The 25640-nt window shown below is 41.6% G+C and carries 19 protein-coding genes and 1 tRNA gene; 10 read left to right on the top strand and 10 right to left on the bottom strand.

All coding sequences use genetic code 11. The annotated features are described in order from the left end of the window. The first annotated feature begins 24 nt into the window (after positions 1-24). Both gldN and GO009_RS12650 read left to right on the top strand, forming a co-directional pair. Complete coding sequence (gene gldN, locus GO009_RS12655) at positions 25-927, top strand: gliding motility protein GldN (RefSeq protein ID WP_163626611.1); 903 nt, start codon at positions 25-27, stop codon at positions 925-927. 121 nt (positions 928-1048) lie between these two features. After that, positions 1049-2104 carry an FAD-binding oxidoreductase gene (locus tag GO009_RS12650; protein WP_163626610.1) on the top strand — a complete coding sequence of 352 codons (1056 nt, stop codon included), beginning with the start codon at positions 1049-1051 and terminating at the stop codon, positions 2102-2104. On the opposite strand, the gene GO009_RS12645 is transcribed toward GO009_RS12650, so the two are convergent. Beyond that, on the bottom strand, positions 2101-2502 hold the full coding sequence (locus tag GO009_RS12645; protein WP_163626609.1) for a DUF983 domain-containing protein: 402 nt from the start codon (positions 2500-2502) through the stop codon (positions 2101-2103). The two genes, GO009_RS12650 and GO009_RS12645, sit on opposite strands and share 4 nt — an antisense overlap. A 66-nt stretch (positions 2503-2568) precedes the next feature. Between GO009_RS12645 and GO009_RS12640 the strand changes: the two genes are divergently transcribed. The 6 genes from GO009_RS12640 (at position 2569) to GO009_RS12615 (ending at position 11591) form a co-directional block, all read left to right on the top strand. Continuing rightward, on the top strand, positions 2569-4482 hold the full coding sequence (locus GO009_RS12640; protein ID WP_163626608.1) for an ABC-F family ATP-binding cassette domain-containing protein: 1914 nt from the start codon (positions 2569-2571) through the stop codon (positions 4480-4482). Between the two features lie 135 nt (positions 4483-4617). Beyond that, the gene (locus GO009_RS12635) at positions 4618-5505 is read left to right on the top strand and encodes a hypothetical protein (protein WP_163626607.1); all 888 of its coding nucleotides are present in this window, start codon (positions 4618-4620) and stop codon (positions 5503-5505) included. A 148-nt stretch (positions 5506-5653) separates the two neighbouring features. Further along, positions 5654-6775, top strand: coding sequence for an efflux RND transporter periplasmic adaptor subunit (locus tag GO009_RS12630; RefSeq protein WP_163626606.1), 1122 nt, complete (start codon positions 5654-5656; stop codon positions 6773-6775). Positions 6776-6786: 11 nt separating this feature from the next. Beyond that, positions 6787-10080, top strand: coding sequence for an efflux RND transporter permease subunit (locus tag GO009_RS12625; protein ID WP_163626605.1), 3294 nt, complete (start codon positions 6787-6789; stop codon positions 10078-10080). Continuing rightward, positions 10080-11405 carry a TolC family protein gene (locus GO009_RS12620; protein WP_163626604.1) on the top strand — a complete coding sequence of 442 codons (1326 nt, stop codon included), beginning with the start codon at positions 10080-10082 and terminating at the stop codon, positions 11403-11405. The genes GO009_RS12625 and GO009_RS12620 overlap by 1 nt, the downstream gene beginning before the upstream one ends. A gap of 3 nt (positions 11406-11408) precedes the next feature. Continuing rightward, a complete protein-coding gene (locus GO009_RS12615) occupies positions 11409-11591 on the top strand; it encodes a CPXCG motif-containing cysteine-rich protein (RefSeq protein ID WP_163626603.1) in 183 nt (60 codons plus the stop codon). Positions 11592-11632: 41 nt separating this feature from the next. Here GO009_RS12615 and GO009_RS12610 read toward each other — a convergent pair whose 3' ends face one another. From GO009_RS12610 to GO009_RS12575, 8 genes are all read right to left on the bottom strand, one after another. Continuing rightward, positions 11633-12460 (bottom strand): family 16 glycosylhydrolase, encoded by an 828-nt coding sequence (locus tag GO009_RS12610; RefSeq protein WP_239057461.1) that lies wholly within the window; start codon positions 12458-12460, stop codon positions 11633-11635. A 91-nt stretch (positions 12461-12551) separates the two neighbouring features. Further along, positions 12552-13769 carry an MFS transporter gene (locus GO009_RS12605; protein WP_239057460.1) on the bottom strand — a complete coding sequence of 406 codons (1218 nt, stop codon included), beginning with the start codon at positions 13767-13769 and terminating at the stop codon, positions 12552-12554. A gap of 341 nt (positions 13770-14110) precedes the next feature. Then, a complete protein-coding gene (locus GO009_RS12600; protein WP_163626601.1) occupies positions 14111-14911 on the bottom strand; it encodes a hypothetical protein in 801 nt (266 codons plus the stop codon). 23 nt (positions 14912-14934) lie between these two features. Next, entirely contained in the window at positions 14935-16650 is a 1716-nt protein-coding gene (locus GO009_RS12595) for a SusD/RagB family nutrient-binding outer membrane lipoprotein (protein ID WP_163626600.1), read from the bottom strand. A gap of 30 nt (positions 16651-16680) precedes the next feature. Further along, positions 16681-19923: a SusC/RagA family TonB-linked outer membrane protein gene (locus GO009_RS12590; RefSeq protein WP_163626599.1), complete on the bottom strand. Its 3243-nt coding sequence runs from the start codon at positions 19921-19923 to the stop codon at positions 16681-16683. A 372-nt stretch (positions 19924-20295) separates the two neighbouring features. Beyond that, positions 20296-20775, bottom strand: coding sequence for an AraC family transcriptional regulator (locus GO009_RS12585; RefSeq protein WP_163626598.1), 480 nt, complete (start codon positions 20773-20775; stop codon positions 20296-20298). Positions 20776-20850: 75 nt separating this feature from the next. Further along, positions 20851-22371 carry a helix-turn-helix domain-containing protein gene (locus GO009_RS12580; RefSeq protein WP_163626597.1) on the bottom strand — a complete coding sequence of 507 codons (1521 nt, stop codon included), beginning with the start codon at positions 22369-22371 and terminating at the stop codon, positions 20851-20853. Between the two features lie 181 nt (positions 22372-22552). Next, positions 22553-22625 (bottom strand) — tRNA-Met (locus GO009_RS12575). Positions 22626-22845: 220 nt separating this feature from the next. Between GO009_RS12575 and GO009_RS12570 the strand changes: the two genes are divergently transcribed. Together GO009_RS12570 and era are read left to right on the top strand one after the other, a co-directional pair. Further along, on the top strand, positions 22846-24210 hold the full coding sequence (locus GO009_RS12570; protein ID WP_163626596.1) for a sodium:alanine symporter family protein: 1365 nt from the start codon (positions 22846-22848) through the stop codon (positions 24208-24210). After that, on the top strand, positions 24200-25081 hold the full coding sequence (era, locus tag GO009_RS12565) for a GTPase Era (protein WP_163626652.1): 882 nt from the start codon (positions 24200-24202) through the stop codon (positions 25079-25081). Before GO009_RS12570 ends, era begins: the two co-directional genes overlap by 11 nt. Here era and GO009_RS12560 read toward each other — a convergent pair. Beyond that, positions 25078-25593 (bottom strand): GTP-binding protein, encoded by a 516-nt coding sequence (locus GO009_RS12560; RefSeq protein ID WP_163626595.1) that lies wholly within the window; start codon positions 25591-25593, stop codon positions 25078-25080. The genes era and GO009_RS12560 overlap by 4 nt on opposite strands. Between the last annotated feature and the right edge of the window lie 47 nt (positions 25594-25640).

Here is a 25640-nt window from a genome sequence, read left to right as displayed (position 1 = left end):
AGTATAAAAAGTATACAAGTGATCATGAATTGGAAAAACGCATTATTAATTGGATTGTTGGGCGTATTGCCAGTATCAATCATGGCACAGGCAAATATTTTAAATGCCAAGTTGCCAGAGGATATAGGTAAAAAAACCCAAGCTCAAATAGAGCAAGATGCCGATGAGCCTTTAGCGTACGGTTATGTGGATGATAGGGATATCCTATGGTCCAAGACCGTTTGGGAAATCATCGATCTTGACGAAAGAGTTAACTTTCCATTGTATTACCCAACCGATACCATAGGTATTGGGGCAGATAGAAGGTCGCTGTACCATGTTTTGATGAAAAACATTAAAAATGGAAACCTTACTGAGGTTTATGCAGACTCCTACTTTACCGAAAAAAGAAAGTTGGAAGACCTTTCGGCTACCTTGAGAAAAGTAGATACCACCGATCTTGGTTACGAGCAGGTAAATGCTGGTGAGCAGGTTTCCCCGGAGTTTATTAACAAAAGGGATATTACTGCTGCCGACATAGAGGAGTTTCGTATAAAGGGAATCTGGTATTTCGACAAGCGCCAGGGAGAACTTAAGTATCGTTTATTGGGAATTGCACCGGTTGCGCCCGATGTTAACTTTATCGATGATGAGTCCATCGATCCAGGACAGAACAAAGTAGAATTGTTTTGGGTATGGTACCCTGCGGCTAGGCAAATTTTGCACGATGCCAAGGTGTACAACCAACGAAACTCAGCAAGACCCATTTCCTTTGATATGTTGTTGAACGCTCGTCGTTTCAACGGAGTTATCTACAAAGAGGAAAACGTTCACGAAGATCGCGAAATAAGCGACTATATTTTTGATAATGCATTGTTCCAGCTCTTGGAATCCCAAAGAATAAAAGAGGGTATACGCGACAGAGAGCAAGATATGTGGGCATATTAAGTAAGTCCATAGAATATTTCCAATTCAATACAGTAAAACGCCGCACCTAGTGCGGCGTTTTTTTTGCATTAAACTCAAGTATGAATGATTGATTGATCGATCAGATACCTAATTTTGCAAGATGTTGGATTATATAGTAGTAGGTTTAGGGTTGGCCGGGATTTCGTTCTGCGAAGTTTTGGAAAAAGAGGGGAAAGCTTTTACAGTGATTACGGACGAATCACAAAGAGCTTCACAAGTGGCTGGTGGCCTGTACAATCCCGTAATCTTAAAACGGTTCACCATGGCATGGAAGGCTAAGCAACAGTTGGAAGGGGCCAAGCCATTTTATCAAAATTTGGAGAAAAAACTGGGTGTAAAATTGGATTTCGAGCTTCCCGTTCTGAGAAAGTTTGCCTCAATTGAAGAACAAAACCTATGGTTTGAAGCGGCTGATCGTCCAGATTTGGACTATTTTCTTTCAACCAAGATTATACCGAACAACAACCCGGCCATTGATGCACCGCATGGATTTGGCGAAGTAAAATATACAGGAAGAATAGATACGGGTACTTTAGTGCGTTCCTACAAAAGATATTTGGAAGAAAAAGGCAAACTCTTATCAGAATCTATGGATTTTGATTCACTTTCTATAGCAGAGGATCATGTCGCTTATAAGTCCATTGCCGCCAAGAACATTGTTTTTGCATGCGGTTACGGCCTCAAACAAAATCCATATTTCGGTTACCTCCCCTTAAATGGTACCAAAGGCGAGCTATTGATTATCCATGCGCCCAATTACAAAGAAGACAATGTAATCAAATCCTCGGTTTTTACCATTCCAATGGAAGATGACACGTATTTGGTGGGAGCCACATACAAATGGAAAGATAAGACCAACGAGCCTACGGAGGCATCCAAGAACGAACTTTTGGAAAAACTGAAGTCCTTTTTAAAATGCGATTTTGAGGTTGTTGACCATGTGGCGGGAATTCGACCCACCGTTATTGATCGCAGGCCTTTGGTGGGCAAGCATCCGAAGCATCAAAATTTGTATGTTTTGAACGGATTTGGTTCTAGGGGTGTGTTGATAGGGCCGTATGCATCAAGGCAATTGTTCGATTATATTGAAAAGAATACTGACTTGGATCCGGAAATGGATGTTGTGAGGTTTACCAAAAAATATTATTCCGGTTAACTCTTTACCGCTTCGTGTTTTTTAACCGAAGTGGGGTCATACTTCACAAAAAAGTTGATCCAAATATTTCTGGATAACCTGATGATTACCGGCATAAAAACAATCAAAGTACCCACAATAGCAATAAAGGTGGTCAATAAAGAAGTGCCAATAAATAAAAAGGAGATTACAAAGGCGGCAACTGCAAACGCAATGCCCACACCGTAGCTCACGTACATGGCACCGTAAAAAAAGGAGGGCTCAATCTTGTATTTTAAGCCACAATGCGAACACCTTTCGTTCATACTGAAAATTTTGGAAAGTGTGTACGGATTGGATTTCTCGTACATGCTCTCCTGGTGGCATCTTGGACAGTTTCCTGTTAAAATGCTGTACATTTTGGTTCCTTTTTTTAACATTTGCAGGGCTTTTGTACAAAAGTATGAATTCGCCAACTAATGTTTTGTAATCAAGGTCACATTTAAATGCTAAATATTCATAATCTTTCCGTAGCCTTTGGAGGAGAATATCTGTTCGAGGAAATATCGTTTCGTCTTAACGGCGGGGATAGAGTAGGTTTAATAGGAAAGAACGGTGCGGGTAAATCCACTATGCTTAAACTCCTTGCCAAGGAAATGCCCTTGGACGAAGGGGCCATAGCAACCGAAAAAAACATAAAAATCGGTTTTCTTAAACAGGATATTGATTTTGAAGAAGGGAGAACCGTTTTGGAGGAATCCTATCAGGCATTTTCAGAAATCAAAGAGCTTGAACTTAAACTGGATGAGATCAACACTGCTTTGGCGGAGCGAACCGATTATGAAAGCGACGGGTACCATCAGCTTATGGTAGATTTGAACGATGTAACGCATCGGTATGAAATCTTGGGAGGGTACAATTATCAAGGTGATACCGAAAAAGTACTTCTTGGGTTGGGTTTTAAGCGAGAAGACTTCAATAAACCAACCGATACTTTTTCCGGTGGATGGCGTATGCGTATTGAATTGGCCAAACTTTTGCTTCAAAATAACGATGTATTGCTGCTGGATGAGCCCACCAACCACTTGGACATTGAATCCATTATTTGGTTGGAGCAGTTTTTACGAAACTTTACCGGTGCCGTGGTAATTGTTTCCCACGATAAAATGTTTTTGGACAATGTAACCAATCGTACCATTGAGATTTCATTAGGAAGGATTTACGACTACAACAAGCCCTATTCGCAGTTTTTGGTGCACCGAAAGGAAATAAAGGAGCAGCAATTAAGTGCCCAAAAAAACCAAGAAAAACAGATACAACAAACCGAAAGGTTGATTGAAAAATTTAGGGCAAAATCCAGCAAGGCATCCATGGCACAGTCCCTTATCAAAAAACTGGATAAAATGGAGCGCATCGAGGTGGATGAAGAGGACAATAGTGTGATGAACCTTCGGTTTCCTGTTTCTGTAAACCCCGGTAAGGTAGTGGCAGAATTAAACGGTGTTTCCAAAAGCTACGGCCCCAAAGAAGTGCTTCAGGATATAGATCTAATGATTGATCGCGGCAGCAAAACCGCTTTTGTAGGTCAAAACGGCCAAGGAAAAACTACCCTTGCCAAGATTTTGGTCGGGGAATTGGATTACAAGGGCAATTTAAAGATTGGGCACAACGTACAGTTGGGGTACTTTGCGCAGAATCAAGCCGAATATCTGGATGGGAACAAGACCATTTTGGATACCATGATCGATGCTGCCAATGAAAAAAACCGTAGTAAGGTCCGGGATATTTTAGGTTCATTCCTGTTTAGGGGCGATGAAGTGGATAAATATGTAAAAGTGCTTTCCGGGGGCGAAAGAAACCGATTGGCCTTGGCCAAAATGCTCTTGCAACCATTCAATGTGCTTGTAATGGATGAGCCTACAAATCACTTGGACATTAAATCCAAAAATGTATTGAAGCGGGCCCTTCAAAGTTTTGAAGGAACGCTGATTTTGGTCTCTCACGACCGTGATTTTCTTCAAGGATTGACTGATAGGGTGTATGAGTTCAAGGATGGGGGCATAAAAGAATATTTAGGCGATATCGACTTTTATTTGGAACAACGTAAGATGGAGGATTTCCGAAGTGTTGAAAAAGGGGACCCAAAGAAAGAAGACAAACCACAGGAAAAAAACAAGGAGAGCGACTATCAGACCCAAAAGAAGCAAAAATCCCTCAAAAACAAACTTAGTGGGGTAGAGAAGAAGATTTCCCAACTAGAAAAACAGATTGCCGATATTGACCACGACTTGCTCATGGACTATGATGCCACCATTGCGAAGCCCAATTTTTTTGACAATTACGAAGGCAAAAAGAAGGATTTGGAGTCCTTAATGGAAGATTGGGAGAACTTGTCTGAAGAGTTAGAAGCTCTTGATTGACCAAACATTTCAGCTTTTACATCGAATTTTACCCAGTTCACAACAAATTGGAGTGTATTTGACGATTATATTTGTAAGTTATTTCTTCTTTATTGTATTTTGTAAGTAAATTCGTTGTGATCTAATAAGTAATTAATGATTCGAGTTGCTATTTTTTTCTTTTATCTGATGTTCTCTGTGGGCATATCTTTTGCCAATGGACAGATTTCCCCCAAAGAAAAATCTGCATTGGTAGATTTGTACAATAGCACCAATGGTGAAGATTGGAATGTTTCTTGGGATTTGACCGCACCCGTGGACACATGGAAGGGGGTAAAGGTCGATAATGGGCATGTAGTGGGCCTAACACTGTTTATGAACAATTTAAATGGCGTACTTCCAGAAAGCATAGGTGATTTAAAACATCTTTCCAATTTAAATCTGGCTTTCAATCAGATTACCGGAGTGCTCCCAAAAGCTATTGTGAAGTTGGAAAAACTAAAGGTTTTCCGTTTTGAGATGAACCGAATCAAGGGTGGTATCCCAACAGAAGTCGCCAATTTTAAGGAATTGGAGATATTCTCTATGTTCAACAACTTTTTAACCGGACCTATTCCAGAAACATTTGGGGAACTTAAAAAGTTAAAAGAGCTAAACCTATCCAGTAACAATCTCAAGGGAACAATACCCGAATCCATTGGAAACCTGTCAAACTTAGAGGCATTGGGTCTTTTTGAAAATAAATTGGAAGGTCAGATACCAAGGGAAATTGGGAATTTGGTCCAGTTAAAGGAATTGGTTTTGTCCAATAATCAATTGGGAGGTGAAATTCCCAAAGAGTTTGGCCAATTGGCAAACTTAAAAATATTACAACTTCAAAATAATAGGTTCAACTCTTTCAACGCCTTACATGGTATGGATACGAAACAGTTTTTGGTGTTTGATACCGACGATAAGTCATTGAACCCAAAATTTATGGATATTCAAAGAGACCGTACTCGAATGGCAGATACCAAATTCGAGGATGAAAACGAAAACGAGTAGTTAGTTATTACTTTAGTTTGTTTGGTTTGGGGATGCCGTTTGGGGTCCCCTTTTTGCATTTGACCCAGTTAAAAATGCATTTTATGAAATATTTAACCATTGTAAAAAAAGTAGGGGATAGATTTGTAGCTACTAAACCAACTAACGAATGCGAAAGCTTATAATATCAGCAGTTGTCGGGGGTATTATCATATTGGCCTCTTTATATTTTGCTGGCCTTATTGCTGGCAGTAAGGACAATAAAAGACCTCCATCCCAAAAGGTGGTAAAGACTGTTTTTGTGGACACGGTAAAAAATACGACCATCCCCATAATGGTACCGGCCAATGGAAACCTTATAGCCAAAAAACGTGTAGAGCTTTACTCCGAAGTACAAGGAGTATTTAGGTCAGGAAGCAAATTGTTCCGAACAGGACAGCAATATTCGGCTGGTCAAACGCTTATAAAAATAGATGCAAACGAGTATTACGCTACCGTGCAATCGGCCAAAAGCAATCTATATAACTTGCTTACGTCCATAATGCCCGATTTACGGTTGGATTACCCGGAGATTTATCCAAAATGGCAGCAATACCTCAATGAGTTCGATTTGGAGAAAACTACTCCCGAGCTACCCAAGATGGATTCAGAAAAAGAAAAATTCTTCATAACCGGAAGAGAGATCATTACTACATACTATAACGTAAAGAATTTGGAACAGCGACTGTCCAAATACACCATTTCTGCTCCTTTTACCGGAGTGTTGACCGAAGCCTTGGTCACAGAGGGAACATTGGTCAGGTCAGGACAAAAACTAGGAGAGTTTATTGATACCGGACTGTACGAACTCGAAGTTTCCGTTAGCAAGACCTACGGAGACTTTTTGCGTGTGGGTAGAAAAGTGGAATTGTCCAATCTTGAAAAAACACAGACATACATGGGCGAAGTAACCCGTGTGAACAGTCGAGTGGACCAAAACTCCCAGACCATAACGGTTTACATTGAAGTAAGTGGCGATAATTTAAAAGAAGGTCAGTATCTTGAAGCCAACCTAGAAGCAAAAGAAGAGCCAGATGCCATAGAAATCAGTCGGTCCTTGTTGTTGGAAAACAACCAGATTTTTGTGGTCAGGGACTCCATTTTAGACCTAATGGATGTAAAGCCTATCTTTTTTACGGACAAAACCGTAGTGCTTAAGAACGTTCCCGATGGAGAAGTTATAGTGGCAAAACCCATTACCGGTGCCTACGCAGGTATGTTGGTTAAAACGTTTGACGAAAGTAAATCCTAAATCCCCCAGCCGTGAGAAAACTCATCTCGTATTTTATTAAATACCACATGGCAGTGAATGTCTTTATTTTGGCATTTTTTGTTTTTGGGGTTGTGGGAATACTTTCCTTAAAATCATCTTTTTTTCCTCTTACCGAGGCACGTAACATTACAATTACCATTGCTTACCCAGGAGCTTCGCCACAAGAAGTCGAGGAAGGTATCGTCCTAAAAATTGAGGATAACCTAAAGGGGCTTGAAGGTGTGGAAAGGGTAACCTCTACATCAAGGGAAAACAGTGGTACAATCAATGTGGAGATTGAGAAAGAGAGGAATGTAGACTTTATGTTGTTAGAGGTTAAAAATGCTGTGGATAGGGTACCGACCTTTCCTACGGGCATGGAACCTTTGATTGTTGCCAAGCAAGAACCGGTTAGGCCCACCATTAGTTTTGCAGTAAGCGGAAAGGATATTCCCTTGGCCACCTTAAAACAAATTGGCCGCCAAATAGAAAACGATCTTAGGGCTATTGATGGAATCTCTCAAATTCAAATAGCCGGCTATCCCGATGAAGAAATCGAGATTGCGGTAGATGAGAACAGTCTCTTGGCCTATAATTTATCTTTTGCCGATGTAGCACAAGCCGTTTCCAATGCAAACATTTTGGTAACGGGAGGTAATATTAAAACCGCTACCGAAGAATATCTAATACGTGCCAACAACCGCTCCTATTACGGGGATGAGCTTTCCAATGTTGTAGTTCGGGGTGATGCAGCAGGCCGTACCATACGCTTAAAAGATGTAGCTACGATACGGGACAGGTTTTCAGAGACTCCCAATGCATCCTATTTTAATGGAGAATTGGCAGTTAATATAACCATCACCAGTACAAATACAGAGGATTTAATGGGCTCTGCAGAAAAAGTTAGGCAGTACATTAAAGAATTCAACGAAAAGTATACCAATGTACAGTTGAACGTTATAGATGACCGTTCCACTACTTTAACACAACGTACCCAACTTTTAACCGAGAATGCCATCGTAGGGATGATTTTGGTATTGGTGTTTTTATCCCTCTTTTTAAATACCCGATTGGCATTTTGGGTAGCCTTTGGACTTCCCATCGCATTTTTGGGAATGTTCGTTTTTGCCCCCATGTTCAATGTTACCATTAACGTTCTTTCCCTGTTCGGGATGATTATCGTTATCGGTATTTTGGTAGATGATGGGATTGTGATCGCAGAGAACATCTATCAACATTATGAAGACGGGAAATCTCCGGTACAAGCCGCTTTGGATGGCACCATGGAAGTGATACCGCCCATTATTTCAGCGATAATCACCACAATTTTGGCCTTTTCCATTTTCCTTTTCTTGGATAGCCGTATCGGTGAATTCTTTAGCGAAGTATCCGTGATTGTAATTCTCACCTTGGTGGTGTCCTTGGTAGAGGCATTGATTATTTTGCCAGCTCACTTGGCACACTCCAAAGCCCTTCGTCCTAAAAACACCGAACCCAAAACAGGTGTTGCAAAGGTTTTTGCAAAACTCAGGGTTATCAATAAAATGGGCGATAGGTTAATGAACTACATGAGGGATAACTGGTACAGCCCTGCACTTCGCTTTATGTTGAACTATAAGTTTTTGACCTTTGCCCTGTTCTTTATGGCTTTGGCATTAACTTTAGGTTCCATTGGGGGAGGAGTTATCCGTACTTCATTCTTTCCAAGAATTGCAAGTGATCAAGTGTCCATAGAGCTTACCATGCCCAATGGTACAAACGAAAAAGTAACGGATTCCATTATAAGCCTTATTCAGGAAAAAGCGCACATTGTAAATCAGGAACTTACTGATCAATATTTGCAAGGCATGGATAAGATGCTTTTTGTGAATATGATAAAGAACTTGGGACCAGGTTCTTCTTCTGCTGAATTAGAGATAAACCTACTACCCGGTGAAGAACGCCCCGATGATATCCGCGCCGATATGGTGACTACCAGGCTTCGAGAACTGGTAGGCCCTGTTATTGGCGTAGAGAGTTTAATATATGGTTCTGGAGGTAATTTTGGTGGAAACCCTGTTTCCGTGTCCCTTTTGGGCAACAATATTACCGAGCTAAAGGCAGCAAAAGAAGAGCTTAAACAAGCGATGGAAGAAAATGCGAACCTTAAGGATGTAACGGACAATGATCCGGCCGGAATCAAGGAAATACGTTTGGAACTTAAAGAAAATGCATACCTGCTCGGCCTGGACCTTAGAACTGTGATGAATCAGGTTAGAGGAGGCTTCTTTGGAGCACAGGCACAACGTTTTCAACGAGGTCAGGATGAAATTAGGGTTTGGGTCCGGTACGATAGAGAAAACAGATCATCCATTTCAGATTTGGATGAAATGCGGATTTTGGCACCCAGCGGAGACCGTATCCCCCTAAAAGAGATTGCAAGCTATACCATTGAAAGGGGAGATGTGGCCATCAACCACCTAGAAGGTAGAAGGGAAATACAGGTTTCTTCAGATTTGACCGACCCGGAAACTACAAGTGGAACCGATGCCATGCTGTGGATACGAAATGAGGTAATGCCAGAAATTCTGGCCAAATACCCATCAATAAGCCCATCTTACGAAGGGCAGAACAGAGAGGCCAATAAATTGATTGGATCTCTTGGTTTTGTTGGGCCAATTGTAATCTTCCTCATATTTATAACCATCGCTTTCACGTTTAGAAGTATAAGTCAACCATTGCTGTTGATTTTTATGGTTCCATTTAGCTTGACCGCTGTGGCTTGGGGACACTGGCTGCACGGATTCCCGATCAACATTCTTTCTATGTTGGGAATTATTGCACTAATTGGAATTATGGTAAACGATGGACTGGTACTAATTGGTAAGTTCAATATCAATCTTCGAAGTGGGATGAAATTTAACGAAGCCATTTATGAAGCAGGCCGCTCCCGCTTTAGGGCCATATTCCTTACCTCGGTTACTACAATTGCAGGTTTGGCACCATTGCTTTTAGAGAAAAGCCGTCAAGCCCAATTTTTAAAACCAATGGCAATCTCCATTGCCTACGGAATCGGTTTTGCCACTATTTTGACTTTGTTGCTGCTGCCCTTGCTGCTTTCCTTTGGAAACAATGTAAAGGTTGCGGCCAAAAAGTTGTGGACCGGGGAAGAGGTTACGTCCGAAGAAGTGGAACGGGCCATTCGTGAGCAGCATGAAGAGGAGGAAATGGAAGCAGATGGCGTTGCCTTAAATGGAACCGATAGTAAAAACGCTTCTCAGAATGGAGAAGAAACCTCAAAAGTTGTAGAAGAAGAGACCACATAATGAAAAGCATTTTTTATACCGTATCCCTGATTTTGTTGTTTTTTGGTCCAATGGCAAACGCCCAAGATCAAATACTCACCAAACAAGAAGCCATTGATTTGATTTTGGAAAACAATCTGGATATCAAAGTGGCCCGTAATACCAAATTGATAGATGACAACAATGCCGATATCCTTAACTCTGGTTATTTGCCATCGGTAACAGGAAATGCCAGCGGAAGTATAGATAAACAAAATTCCGAAGGGGTTTTGGGCAATGGAGATACCCGTACAGCAGAAGGGGCCGAAACCAGAAGGTATAGTGCTGCGGTTAATGTAAACTATACTTTGTTCGATGGATTGGGAAGGTATTATAATTACAAAAGTTTTCAGGAACGGTCCGAACAATCCGAGTTGGAGGTCAGGCAGACCATTGAAAACACAATTTTACAGTTGTTTACAGTATATTATGAAGCAGCCCGCCTTACCGAAAATACCGCAACATTGGAGCAGGCGTTGGAAATTTCGAAGGATAGATTAAAAAGGGCGCAATATCAATTTGAATATGGACAGAATACAGGATTGGATGTATTGAATGCTGAAGTGGATATCAACACAGATAGCATTAATCTATTGAACTCCAAGCAACAGCTCAGAAATACCATGAGGGATTTGAATTTGATATTGAACCGTGATCTATCTGCCCAATTTGGTACGGATACAACAGTAACTTTTGTTCCTGGACTTCAAATGGAAAATATGTACAATGAGGCACAAATGAACAACGTAAGGCTTCAAATTGTGGAAAAGGACATCAATATGGGCCTTAACGACATTCGGGTAGCCAAAAGCGGTTATTTGCCTACTATTGGATTGACAGGAACTTACGGTTGGAACGAGTCCAACAACAACAGTCCATTGGCTTTTGTTTTGCAAAATACCTCTACAGGGGTTACGGGAACTATAAACTTAACATGGAATTTGTTTGATGGCGGAACCACCATAACTGGGATAAAGAATGCCAAAATCGCCTATAAAAACCAAGAGATAGCGAAAAAGCAGATACAATTGGAGGTGGAAAGAGATATTCGCAATGCTTGGGACAGCTATACCAATGCGCTGTACGTACTGGAGGTTCAGGAGAAAAACCTACAGACCAACCAAAACAACTTTAAGCGTACCGATGAGCGCTACAAACTTGGGCAAATAACCTCAATAGAATTTAGGCAGGCCCAGTTGAACTTGTTAAATGCAGAACTGGCCAAAAGTCAGGCCAAATACAATGCAAAATTGGCGGAACTTCAAATGCTTCAAGTTAGCGGTCAGTTGCTCAATGTGGATTTTTAGAAGATGTACGAACATTTTTTCCAATGTCCATACTGTTGGGAAGAAATATCCTTTCTTTTGGATAGTTCGGTGCCGCATCAAACCTATGTAGAAGATTGTGAAGTGTGCTGCAACCCAATAGAAGCCACAGCGAAATTTAATAATCAGGAGCTTGTTTTTTTTGATATTAAGGAACTTGAGCAATAAAAAAGCCGAAGGTCTAACTCTCTTTACCAATTTTTAAGGCATTACTGGTATATTCTTACATAATCAATTTCAAAGGTATCTTCTGTAAAATCGCTTGGTACATCACCACCTAGATTCCCGCCTATGGCAGTGTTCAGAATCAAATAATGTTCGTGATTATAAGGTTTGTTATTGGTGTTGGGCAATTCAAAAACCAAGGTATCGTCAACATAGGTCTTAATACTTTCACTATCCCATTCCATAGTATAGATATGATATTCGGAGGATGCATTGGCAACAGTCGTTTCGCCTCCCGTATCCATATATTCCTCGGTATTTAGGTCACCCCAATGAAAATGGGATATGGTACTGCTCTTGTCCCAACCGGTTTGTTCCATAATATCTATTTCACCGCAAAGTGGCCAGCCCACGCTGCCGTATTGATTCCCGAAATAATTTCCAGTTTCGTTTACATTGGCACCCAACGTCCAAATAGCGGGCCAAGTACCTGCATTGCTTGGAAGTTTGGCTCGTACCTCTACCCGGCCGTAGGTGAAGGCAAATTTTGTATTCAATCTAGCGGAAGTATATTCTTTTGTACTTCCGTTGTACGAATATTGTTCTTTGATGGCCTTTATTTTTAAGGAACCATCGTTCACAAAGGAGTTTTCTGGCCTGTCCGTATAGTGTTGTAGTTCATCATTATGCCAGCTACCATTGTTCGGGGGAATAACCTGATGATGCCATTTTTGGTCATCTGGCCTACCTTCGTTATCAAATTCATCAGAAAAAACAAGTGTGGCAAATCTACTATCCTGTTTTTTGTGCTCGAAATTGGTATTTGGATTGATCATCCCGATAAAAATCAACAATAAGACCAGCGTTCTCAAAAGCTAAAATTTTAATGATTAGCTAAAGCTAGTAAACAATAAGGAATTATAAAGAGTTTTGTGTTAGGGAAAGAAAGCGATAGACCCCTTATTAAGAATGTACGGGTTCTTTTTTCTTCTTTTTCTGGTATAGGATTGCAATTCCGATACAGGCTCCAATGCAAGCTAAAATACCCCCGACTACACTGGCGTAGTTAACCCCCAGTCCAAATACCATGGGTAGCCCACCAAAATAGGCCCCTGAGGCATTTCCCATGTTGAATGCACTCTGGTTCATGGAAGAGCCTAATTTTTCTGCACCCTTTGCGGCTTTTATAATGGCAATTTGGATAGGAGCTGCGATGGTAAACGTAATGACCCCAACAAAAAAGCTTAAGACAAATATGGCAATACCATTGCTGGCAAAAAGCGCGTTGAGAATCAAGATGACCGTCATGGATAGCATGCTAATGACCACCGACTTCACCGGGTTGAATGTTTCCACCATTCTTGCTCCCAAAAAATTGCCAAAAAACATTCCCAGCCCAGCCACGATCATCACGTATCCTACGTTTGCTTCGGGCAGTTTTGTTACAGAGATCACTAAAGGGGCGATGTAGCTGTACCAAGCAAAAAAGCCACCAGTACCCACAGTGGTCAAAGCAATCAAGGCCCATAGTTTTTTGTTTTTTAAAGCAGGTGATGCGCTTTTGGCACCTGGGTCATCAACTTCTTCCAAGTCCTCTTTGGGCATCCAAAAATAAAGGCTGGATAAAGTGGCAATACCTGCAACGCCCACTAACATAAACGAATAGCTCCAATGTAATTCCTGTCCAATATAAGTACCCAAAGGCACCCCTAAAATATTGGCAATGGTCAATCCGGAAAACATAATGGCCATGGCTTGGGCCGCTTTGCCCGGTTTGGCCAAATATCCCGATACTACGGCACCAATACCAAAAAAGGCTCCATGCGGCATTCCGGATAAAAACCGAAAGAACATCATAACCCAATAGTTGCCGGAAAATGCGGATAAGGTATTGAAAACCGTAAACCATAACATCAAGAACAACAAAGTTTTTTTAGGGTTTAAGTTGTTTGTGATTCGAGCCATTACAGGGGCACCGATTACCACGCCCAAGGCGTAAATGGCGATAAAATGTCCTGCTTTAGGTATGGAAATTTCCATGGATTGAGCAATGTTGGGAAGAATTCCCATAATCACGAATTCCGTTAGGCCTATGCCAAAACCGCCTATGGCAAGAGATAAAAGTGCTTTTTTGTTGGTTGATCGAGAAGTGTTGTCCAAGCTTATTTTCTTAAAACGCAAAGGTAAGTCCTATTGCAGGAAGAAGTTGCAAGGATTTTTACTTAATTCTACTTTGGATTACCTGAAGAAGTAAAAACAGCCTTGAAGATTGGACTAATTCAAATACATTCAAAAAATGAAACAAATACTTTTGAAAAGATATTTTGGGTTCAAGGCTGTTATGAGGATTACTTTTTATATACGCTAAAATTACGTGGATGGATTATTTTTTGCGGAAATCCTCAACTACAAGTACCATTCCCGATTTAGTAGAACTTATTTGTTCCAAAAAAAGTCCCGACCTAAATGGATCGGGACTTTTTTTGAACAATACGAACTCAAGACGAGTTCAATGTAAAAAATCAATTGATACAGGGAGACGGGTTGGGTCCAAAAGGCCCCAGTACTTCGCCATCCGGTGTTTCAATAGTGTAAACATGTTCTTCTTCAAAAGCGCCACTGGTATAGGAAATTACCAATGAGCTTGTTCCTTCTGGTACATCCACATTGAAAGTTGCTGCATCACCTCCGGTAAAAGTATAATCCGTCGTAACGCCATCAATTTCAAAAGTAACAAAGGCACCGTCCCATCCATCGCCATAAAGGTCCTGCATATCAATTACCCAAGTCCCGGGAACTGTGGTTCCGGAAATTGGGGAACATTTGACCAGTACTATAAAATTAAAGGCCTGTAACTGTTCTGGCTGTCCGGTTACGGTGGCACTATAGTTTTCCGCAGTAGTTTCTGTACCATCAACTCCAGTGGATTTGCCTAAAAATCGGATAAAGTCACCCCCCGAAATATCATCAACGGTTATGCCCAGGGCACTTGCGATATCGGTATAGGGAATGGAAATGTCACTTGGAAATTCCGTTATTGTTGCCAGAGGTACTGTATCGGTGGAGACTCCGCCCGATTCCAAGGTTACGCTTAAATCCCACGAAGCTACATTGTCGCTAGGGTCGTCAACTGTACCAGAAAAGGTGGAATTGGCCAAATCGCCTTTCGCAACAATGGTTTCATCCAACAAAATCCTAACATAAGGAGCTGCTGAATCTTCCAGTTCAAAAACATTGATCGGATTTTTGTCGTTGTCCTCGCAAGCTACAATTCCCAAAATTAGGAGAATAAGACCTAATATGTATTTAAAATTACTTTTCATCTGTATTGTTTTTTAGTTTTAAATCAATCAACGAATCCGTCTGGGTTGGTGTCCCAAAACACAGGAGTGCTAGGAGCGCTTTTCTGTGTAATGTTCGTATTGCTGTCCGCTGCGGTTTGCGAATACCACATAGATCTTAGGAACGGCCCCGGGTCGTTGGTGGTAAAAGCAGGAGTGAGGTTGTCCGGTTGACCGGTTCTTCTGTAGGTGTTATAAGCCTCTATCCCGTTGCACCACAATGCTATAAAGTATTGCTCTACAATAATGCGAAGCTTGTCTGTATCATCTCCGGCATCATAATTGGCCAATATTTCCGCTACATGATCGTTGATGGCTGTTGAGGTGGGTTCGTATCCCGTGCCGCTTGCCAAAGATGCCCCAAAATCGACCACGGTGCCTATGGATTGTCTGATTCCTGTTTCGAGGTAGTCCCTGGCATTTCCAGTGGTGTTCAATGTCAATGCCGCTTCGGCCAACATAAAATAGGTGTAGGAAGACATTAGAATGGGTGAAATACCTGCTCCTACCAAACCTTCATTTACAGCTCCGGAACCGGATACATTTCTAAATGAATCATCATCAAAAGGTCCACCAACAGGGTATGTACCATGCAATGTTCTAAAGGCATCATCTGGTGGAATTCCGTCGTCATCCAAGTGGTTTCTTCCCCAATATCCGCTTAGACCATTGGTTGCGGGCACTAAGCAATAGGGTTGTGAAGGATCCCACCAAGCGGGCAAGGATATTTCCGTAACACATTCTTTGGTAACAACATCGGCACCCGAAAAATCTGACTGTTGTCGGTAAAAGTAGTACCGTATTCTTGGGTCTGGATCACTATACTGATTGGCCATCAAATCCATATAATAGTTACAGGTATAAAAGTCTGAACTTGGCCCTGCGCCATCGTAGTTGGCATCAAAATAAGGATGTCTACTATCTGGGGAGGCATTGTTGGTGCCCCATTGGAACAAGAAATCATCGGAAGGATCTAAAATTAACTGGTTTCCACTGATCAACTCGTTGATGCGCGAGGTGGAAACAGATGCCCCAAACCCATCGGCACTGGCCAAACGTGTTTGCAGGTATAGCTTCAATCGCATGGTATTGGCGACTTTTTTCCATTGACTTTCGTTGCCGTCGTAAAAAAGGTCATTGGAGGGTAAAGACGTCTCATCTTTATTCAGGTTGGCAATGGCATCGACTAAAAGTTGGTCTGCCGCTTGGTAAATGGAAGCTCCTGAATCCACAGTGGGGTTCAGAATACCTTCACCGCCAGATACTGCCTCTGAATAGGGTACATCTCCAAAGAAATCCACCATGGACATCATGATATAGGCTTCCAAAATTTGCCCAATGGCAAGATGGGTGTACTGGCCAGCGTCTTCTGCCAAGGGGTTCATGGTTCTGATATCGATCAAAGCCCTTGCGTAAACATTGTCCCAAACCCTATCAAAATCCGATGGATCATAACTTTCACGATACGTTGGGCCAAACCCGTGTTGCATTCTTACCGGTTCCATTCCAAATTGACTGAGGCCGTTTTCGGCGCGCCCCTCTTCACCGGAATGGATTTGCGCGGTCATGAGTTGTATTTGATTTAGAAAGAAATCGACGCTCGCCTGCGAAGGGTTTAATGCATTCGGACTCTCCACAACATCCAAGGATGTGGTCTCACAGCCCAACATAACTGTCAGTGCAGCGATTACGAGACTTAGTATATTTGATATTTTTTTCATAATATATTTTTTGATTCTAGTTAGCTGCTTTTAAAATGATGCTCTTACGGTAAGACCATACCTTCTGGTGGAAGGGCCTGTGAAGAAATCAATTCCTTGCCCGTTGCCCACACCGGTACTTGATGAGTTGGTATCGTAACGAACATTATCTGGGAAGTTTACCGCTTTGTACCATAGGTTAGATCCTGAAAGCGTCAAGGACAAACTGCCAAAAGGCGTTTTATCCAACATTTTCTTGGGAATGGAATACCCTAATGAAGCTTCCTGAAGGCGGATAGTGGTACCATCAAAAATATTTGCTTCATTGATACCACCGGCAAAAAAGGTGTTGAACCCAAATTCTGTGGACGAAATGGCAACATTATTGGGTGTGCCGTCAGCAAAAACTCCCGGTAGAATATAATTGGACTCCCTGTGGATCGGATTGTCCAGATCAACCACACCACGACCGATCAATCCTGCAGTGGTTACCGAATACACATCTCCACCGTGGCGATACTGTAAGTTGGCCGATAGGGTGAAGTTTTTGAAGGTAATGGTTGGAATCAATGCAGTGGTCCAATCTGGATTGGGGTCACCGATTTCGGTAATATTATTGTCTACCAAATAGCGACCATTTGGGCCTACAACTTTGTTGCCATTGTCATCTTTTAGAATAGTGCTCCCGAGCAAAACACCAAAGGGCCTACCTTCCACGGCGTAGTTGGCTGCTTCGCCAGCTACGGCAAAAGTCAATAGGATGTTGTTGGTACCTTCGGCCAAATCGGTAACAATGGTTTCGTTGGCAGTAAAGTTTCCAGCTAGGTTAAATCCTATTCCAGCTTCACTTTCTCTCAATAGATTAAGGTCGTAATCTACCTCTACACCTTTGGTCTCTACTTCACCAATGTTTACAAAAGTGGAACGGAAACCAGTGGAACTGTCCAAAGTACGGTTAGTGATAAGGTCGGTAGTTGATTTCTGGTACAAGCTCACATTAAAATTGAGGCTGTTGAACAATCGAGTGTCCAAACCTATTTCCAGTTCTTGAACTCTCTCTGGTGATAAATCCCTGTTCCCCAAAACATCCGAAACTGTGTTTCCTGATACTACATTGCCATTGAAATCCACAAAGGTCCTTGCGCCCAAGGAAAGTACATCCCGTGTATTAAATGGGGTTGGGAAACCTGCGGAGGAACCATAGCCCACTCTGAGTTTGGCATAGTTCAGCACGTTTCCTTGCAGTGCAGGGAATGCGGTTGTTGGAATAAAGGATAAACTGGCTCCTGGATAGAACAAGGAGTTGTTTTCCCTTTCCAATGTTGAGGACCAATCGTTTCTTCCTACTACATTTAGGTAGAGCAAATCCTTGTATGAGAGGGTTGCATCTAAATAAACTCCAACTAGGTTTTCTTCAAAATTTTGGTTCAAATTAATTCCAGAGAAGGAGTTAACAGATGATGGGGTGGTAAAGTTGTAGTGTTCGAGCACTCCAAATACCAATTGTCCTTGACTTTCAATACCATCTTGTGCATAGGTGTCCCTACGGCTATTGGCACCCAAAGTTGCTGTAAGGCCTAAATCTTCGGAAAGACTTTTTTCTGCACTTAAAATCAAATCATGGTTCCAAATGGAGTTCCTTACAGATGTTGTCCTTAAAATACCCAAGGTCGGTCCATCTACTCCACCTTTGTTTTGTCCATAGGAGTTTAACTCGGTGTAGGTATCCAAACCAACACGATAGGTGAGGTTCATCCAATCGTTAATAGCGTAGCTCATGGAAACATTTCCTGTAAAACGGTCGGTTTCCTGAGAGGTTTTTGAGTTGGCCACGGTCCAATAGGGGTTTTGGATATCGTTTCCTGAACGATAGTATAAACTCCTGCCATCTGCTGCTTGGAACGGAATGTTGGTTAAATCGACACTCCTTGGAGTATAAAGCACATCCCCAAAAATGGCAGAACCGTTAAAAGCGGCCCCACTACCTGTACTTACTGCATTTGGAGGTGATTTATATCCTGTCCTTGCAAAATTGAACACACCCGAAACAGTGAAGTTGTTGGATAAAGTAGCATTACCTCCCAAACTGAAGTTGTTGCGCAATAATCTGTTCCCGGGAGTAACCCCAATATCTTCTGTGCGGCCATAATTGGCATTAAAGTTTACTTTTTCCGAACCACCGCGAATATTAACGGATGTACTGTACACATAACCGGTCCTGAAGAATTCCTCGACGCCATTATAGGGTTTATAAGGATATTCGTCATCCAAAAGATCCTCGTAACCAGCAATCAGAGTCGGGTCTGCAATATAGTTGAACGGGTGTCGCGTCAAAGCAACTCCGTTTGGACCAGTTCTTATGTACTGTGCTGCCGCGGCTATGCCATCATCGTCCGTACGATCAAAACGAGGTCCCCAGTTACTGAAGAAAAACCCGAAACCTTGGTGAAACCCGCTTCCGTAATTATCTTGGAATTTTGGGAGTACTGCATTAGACATAAATACCGACTGGGTAACGGAAACTTCGGTTTTTGAGGGAGTGTCACCTGTGGCGGCACCTTTGGTGGTAATTAAAATTACACCATTTCTGCCTCGGTTACCGTACAATACGGTTGCACTCAATCCTTTTAATACACTTACACTTTCTATATTGTTTGGATCTAGGTCCAAAAATCGACTGGATTCGGTATTTCCATCCAAAAAGTTGGTCTGTGTGTTGGTGCCAGAATCAAAAGGGATACCATCCACAATAAATAACGGTTGGTTGGATTGTGTTGCTGAGGAATATCCACGGATAATAATGTTGGTGCCTGAACCGGACATTCCGTTGTTGGATGTAATGTTGACCCCGGCAACTTTTCCGTTCAATACACGGGCAACGTCGGCTTCTGGTCTGGATTCCACTTTGTCGGATTCCACAGTGGTTACGGAGTATCCTAGGGATCGTTTCTCTCGAACAATACCTTGAGCGGTTACCACTACTTCTTCAAGTTGGGATGCATCTTCGGCCATTTGTACGTTAATGGTACTCCCTGCACCAATACTTCTTTCTTGCGTTCTTTGTCCCAAATAGGAAAATACAAGAATATCACCTTCGCTGGCTTCAATGGCATAATTGCCATCAAAATCGGATTGTGTACCCCGAACGGTTCCCTTAACAACAATATTAACACCGGGCAAGGGTACCCCTTCTTGGTCGGTGACCGTTCCGGTAACCGTTTTTTCTTGGGCATGGGCAAATGCTATTGATAGACACATGACCAGCAGTGCTCCAAACAGTTTCTTTACTTTCATACGAATAAAGTTTTGTTAGTAATTTCAAATGAGTTAGGGCAACTGAGAAAGGTGGACGGCGCTAGGAAAATGATAGCTAATTCAAATAATACTTCTGGGAAGTGAACAAAACTCAATGGATTTTGTTTTTTTAAGAAGCAGAGCCTCTCACCGCCCTACCTTTACAATTGCATAACAAATCAACTTATAAGTGTGTGGGAGAGGGTACTTTTTAAACGGCTAGAACCTCAAAAAAACTGATGCCCATGGGGAAGTACCGTTTTTAACACATCAAAATGGATTTGATAACAATTTGATAATGGGATGTGAAAAAAACCTCTTGGATATCCAAGAGGTTTTTGCGAATAGCCCTGAACGATTTAATGGGTTCTGCTATGCCATCTGCATGTTGTTTTGATTGAAATCTACCGTGGCAACAGATCTGTAATCGTTGGGACTTAGCCCCGTTACTTTTTTAAAGGCATTGTAAAAGCTGTTCTTGCTGTTAAAACCTACTTCGTACATAACGGCCTTTACACTTAAAGTAGAATCCGAAACCAGAAGATGTTTTGCCTCTTTTATTCTGTATTCGTTCAAAAAGGAATAAAAGTTTTTAGAGAAGTACGTGTTGATTACTTGGGACACCTTGTACCTATTGTCTTGAATGTGTTCCGAAAGTTCGTCAAGACAAATGGTGTTGTTCCGATAAATTTTGTCCTCCTCAAAGGCCTTTTTAATTTTCCCTCGAATAGCAAGGGCTTCTTCTTCCGTAAGTCCGGACTTCTTGTACTTTTCATGACTGTTTAATGGGCCGGAGGTCAGCTCCTCCTGCCCAATGTACTTAAAAACGAGTTGTTTTAGTAGTCGTTTCATAATGATTGATGATTTTTGATTGATGACCACTAGTTAGCAATAAAACCCCTGTTTTTAGGTGTTCCCGATAAGAGTTTACCCCTGTTTTAGGTGATTGAGGTATTCGCTGGGAGTGAGATGGGTGTCTTTTTTAAAAGCTTTGTTGAAGGATACCTTATTGTTGTAACCCACCTCGTAGGCGATGTCTATAATGTTGAGTTCATTTTCTTTTTCAAGGAGTTCTTTGGCTTCTTGTATACGGTAAGAATTTACAAACTCCCTAAAGCTCATATTAAAATGTTCGTTGATGAGTTGCGAGGCATTGTGTCGAGTAGTGTCGAGTTTTTCGGCCACCATATCAAGATTGATGTCATTTTTGCGATATAGCTTATCTTTTAGAAATAGGTCAGTCAGGTTCTTTTTGAGCTCTTGTGAAAGACTGTCCGTTAGACCGGATTTTACATATTTTGGGAACAGCCGATTGGTATAGGCATATAAACCGCTAAACACATCGGGTTGTACATTAGCGGCATATCCTACATACAAGACCATGGTGCTCATCAAAACAATAGGTGCATGATAGAATACACCACTATTTACCCCTATATTAATGTATATACCATAGATTATATAAACCATTACATAGCTTACATGTATAAAATAGATATTTTTTTGCCAAGTTCTGGTTTTTTTGCTCAGTCCCATTTTGTTGTTGGCTAAAATCAGATGTACAAAAAATGCATAAACCCCTAATGAAGTTGCTTTGAGAACGACCATCAACAATAATTTGGTAGAATCCCCTGGGTTTAACCCTTCTTGCAACCTTTGCAGCATTTGGTTCACTTTTTCTGATCCTGAAAAACCATAAACTGTAAAAATTAGATATACAGTTAAAACCAATGTGGGCAAAAAATGCCATAGGTCGTTTTTTTTAAGATCCGTTGACTTTGAAACGCGCTTAAAATATAGGAAAAGTAAGGGGCCATATAAAAAGGAAGACCAAGTTGACATGAGGTAGGTGTGTGGAAACTCGAACACATAATTGGTCTGGTTGATGCATATATTTAAAATGAAAAGTGAATGGATAAAGACAAAAATGGCAATCAGAATTCTCGCCTGTTTGTCAATTTTTTTGTTGATCAATAAAATAAAGGTGACATAAAAGCCAATTAGGGAAACAAAAAAGTAAAAAATTGACCAACCTGTGAATTTTGGTAATACGGTTCCTGATAGTTTGATGAAATCCTCATTGTTCCTGATGTGGTCAAAATCCTCGTGCAATAAAAAAGTGGGCTGAAAATCTATTTTGAAATAATCGTATATATATCCAATTGATTCTTCTGGTTTCTTCAATGCTGCCTGACTAAGCGCTAACTTTTTTAAGATGTGAATTTTTTGTTCCTTATCGGTTACATCAAGATTTTTTTTATAGAGGGGTACTGCTTCCTTAAACCGGTGAATATTAAAATAGTAATCTGCCCAATCGAGGGAGTCTTTAAAGGTTTCTGCTGTGGGTGCAGGAAAACCACCATAACCGCTGTTAACGGTAAGGCCATAGGCAAACGTGAGGTTTAGCCATAGAAACAGTAAGACAATATAGTTGGTAGATTGTCTCATTTTGATTGATGATGAATTAGTATTAACAATTTATGAAAATACTGTGTTAAAAACGTTAACAAACTATTAAAGTAGGTAAGCCCCGATAAAAATTTACCCTTGAAACACCTGTAAGGATGTAGGTTTTGGAAGAATTGCATAAAAAAAGCCGAGGAAAATTTTCCTCGGCTTTTTTTTCTAGTAGCGGGGACTGGACTCGAACCAGCGACCTTCGGGTTATGAGCCCGACGAGCTACCTACTGCTCTACCCCGCGATATATGTTGTCTGTTTCTTTTAGAAACTTAATTTTCAATAAAAATACTCAGTTTGTGTAGGTACCCTGCCCTGAGCTTTGTCGAAGGGTGCTGCTCTACCCCGCGATGTGGACGGCAAATATACAACCCTTTTTTCATCATTTCCAAACTTAAACCTAATATTCCTTTTTACTTAACGTCTATCCCGCTCAAAATCCATAAATTGGCCGTTTTTACCTTATGGACGCAATCAACGATTTTATATCCTCACTTTTGCCATATACCGAGTGGCCCATGTTCATTCTGCTTATTGGTGGCGGGCTCTTTCTGGCTTTTTACTCCAAATTTGCACCCTTCCGCCATTTTGGTCATGCCATAGCCGTGGTCTCGGGAAAGTACGATGACAAAAATGCAAAAGGGGATGTAAGTTCGTTTCAAGCATTATCGGCAGCAGTAGCGGCAACGGTAGGATTGGGAAACATATCCGGAGTGGCCATTGCCATTCATGATGGGGGACCGGGCGTTGTATTCTGGATTTGGATGACCGCACTTTTGGGCATGGGCATCAAATTCTATTCAGGGAGCTTGGCCATTATGTACCGTGGAACAGATTCCGATGGTCACATGCAAGGAGGGCCTATGTTTTATATCACACAAGGAATGGGGAATTGGGCAAAGCCCATGGCCATCTTTTTTAGTATTTGTGGGCTGTTTGGGTTTTTGGGGGTATTTACCGCCAATCAATTTACCGAAGCATTTATGGGCGTTGTGCAACCACATGAAACTCTTTTTGCTACAAGCGAATACAATTGGAAGTTGGGAATAGGCTTTTTTCTGGCCATCATCACATCCATCGTAATTTTTGGCGGACTGAACAAAATTGCCAAAGTAGCGTCTGCCATTGTGCCTTTTATGGTGGGAATTTATCTGTTGGCGGTCATTTTTGTGATGGCTAGCCATGCAGGGGAAGTTTGGCCTGCCCTTAAAATGATTTTGGTCGAAGCATGGAATTTCGATACCGCCGTTACGGGCGGATTCTGGGGCCTCGTAATCGTGGGGGTCCGTAGGGCCATGTTCTCCAACGAAGCCGGTCTCGGTAGTGCACCTATGTACCACGGGCAGTCCCGAAATGATGAGCCTGCAAAGGAAGGACTTGTGGCGATGCTCGGGCCATTTATCGATACCATTTTAGTATGTACCTTTACCGCAGTGGTTATTATTTTGAGCGGGGCCTATCTTGAGGATGGCAGTGGTATTGTGATGACGATGTCCGCTTTTGAGACCACATTGTACGGTATTGGAGATGTGCTATTGATGGTCATTGTAGCAGCTTTTGCATTATCGACCTTGTTCACATATTCGTATTATGGTGTGAAAAGTTTGTCGTTTTTGACGAATGCCAAAATCGGAAAGTGGTACAATGTATTTTTTATCATCATGATTGTTTTTGCGGCAATCGCCTCATTGAAATTGGTAAAAAACCTGATTGACCTATCATACGCATTAATGGTCATTCCCAATATGATTGCTGTGTTGTATCTTTCACCAAAGGTAAACGCAGCATCCAAGCAATATTTTGAAAAAAGAAAGAAAGGTGGCGCATAAAGCAGGATTTGTAAATATTATCGGGAACCCAAATGTGGGCAAGTCCACATTGATGAATGCCTTTGTGGGCGAGAAACTTTCCATTATCACCTCCAAGGCGCAGACGACCCGCCACCGTATTTTGGGAATTGTCAATGGGGATGATTTCCAAATGATTCTCTCCGACACCCCAGGAATAATAAAGCCAGCCTACGAACTGCAAAGCTCCATGATGGATTTTGTGAAATCCGCCTTCGAGGATGCCGATGTGCTGTTGTACATGGTCGAAATAGGAGAAAAGGCACTTAAGGACGAATCGTTCTTCAAAAAAATACAGAATAGTAAGATACCCGTATTATTGCTTCTCAACAAAATAGATACTTCCGATCAGGAGAAGCTGGAAGAGCAAATGCAATATTGGCAAGAGCAATTGCCCAATGCAGAAATTCACCCCATATCCGCTTTGGAAAACTTTAATGTAACCGAAGTGTTCAACCGTATTTTGGAACTTTTGCCGGAAGCACCACCTTTTTATCCAAAAGACCAAATTACGGATAAGCCCGAACGCTTTTTTGTGAACGAGACCATCCGTGAAAAAATATTGCTCAACTATAAAAAGGAAATCCCTTATTCAGTTGAGGTAGAGACCGAGGAATTTTTAGAAGATGAGGATATCATCCGAATCCGTTCGGTGATTATGGTGGAGCGTGATACCCAAAAAGGAATCATTATCGGGCATAAGGGCGCCGCTATTAAAAAGGTGGGGGTAGAGGCCCGTAAAGACCTCGAAAAATTCTTTGCCAAGCAGGTTCACATCGAACTCTATGTAAAAGTGAACAAGAACTGGCGCAGCAATTCCCAGCAGCTCAGGCGTTTCGGGTACAACGGCTAAGGTTCGTCGTTAATTCTTTCAAAAGGAGCAATGGTGTCCCTGACAAATTGTTTCAACTGGTCCATTTGTGGTTTCCCTTTGGCTCTTCCCAAACGGCCAAAGGCATAAAGTGAGAACCAAATCACTACTAAAAAGAACATACCCACCAACCAAAGGGTAATATCCTTGCCCAAGGAATAATTGGAATAGGCAAAAATTCCCATGATTATAAAAATGGTGCCCACACCAAAATGGAGGAACATAAAAAAGGTCCAAAGCGTGGGATTGGGGCCAAAGACGCCACGAATATTGCTGACACCCTCCTCGAAAGACGAAAGTTCCAAATGAAGTTGCGGTGTCCAAAAGGTAGTTTCCGCTTTTTTGAACTTGACAAAAATATGCTCATCCAGCCTTTTGATTAAAAACGGATTTGCGGTGGCATCATCAAAAATGGACTCCAATTGTTCTAAATTTGTCTTCAGGGAGACACGAAAACGGGGCCGTAAAACTATCTCGTTGGTCAAGTCGCTCATAATCATTTGAAAATGATGAAAAAAGGTATCATTTTTTCTTCATAATA

Source organism: Allomuricauda sp. TY007 (genome assembly GCF_010468565.1).
In the GTDB taxonomy this organism is placed as follows: domain Bacteria; phylum Bacteroidota; class Bacteroidia; order Flavobacteriales; family Flavobacteriaceae; genus Flagellimonas.
This window is presented reverse-complemented; position numbering and strand designations above follow the sequence as displayed.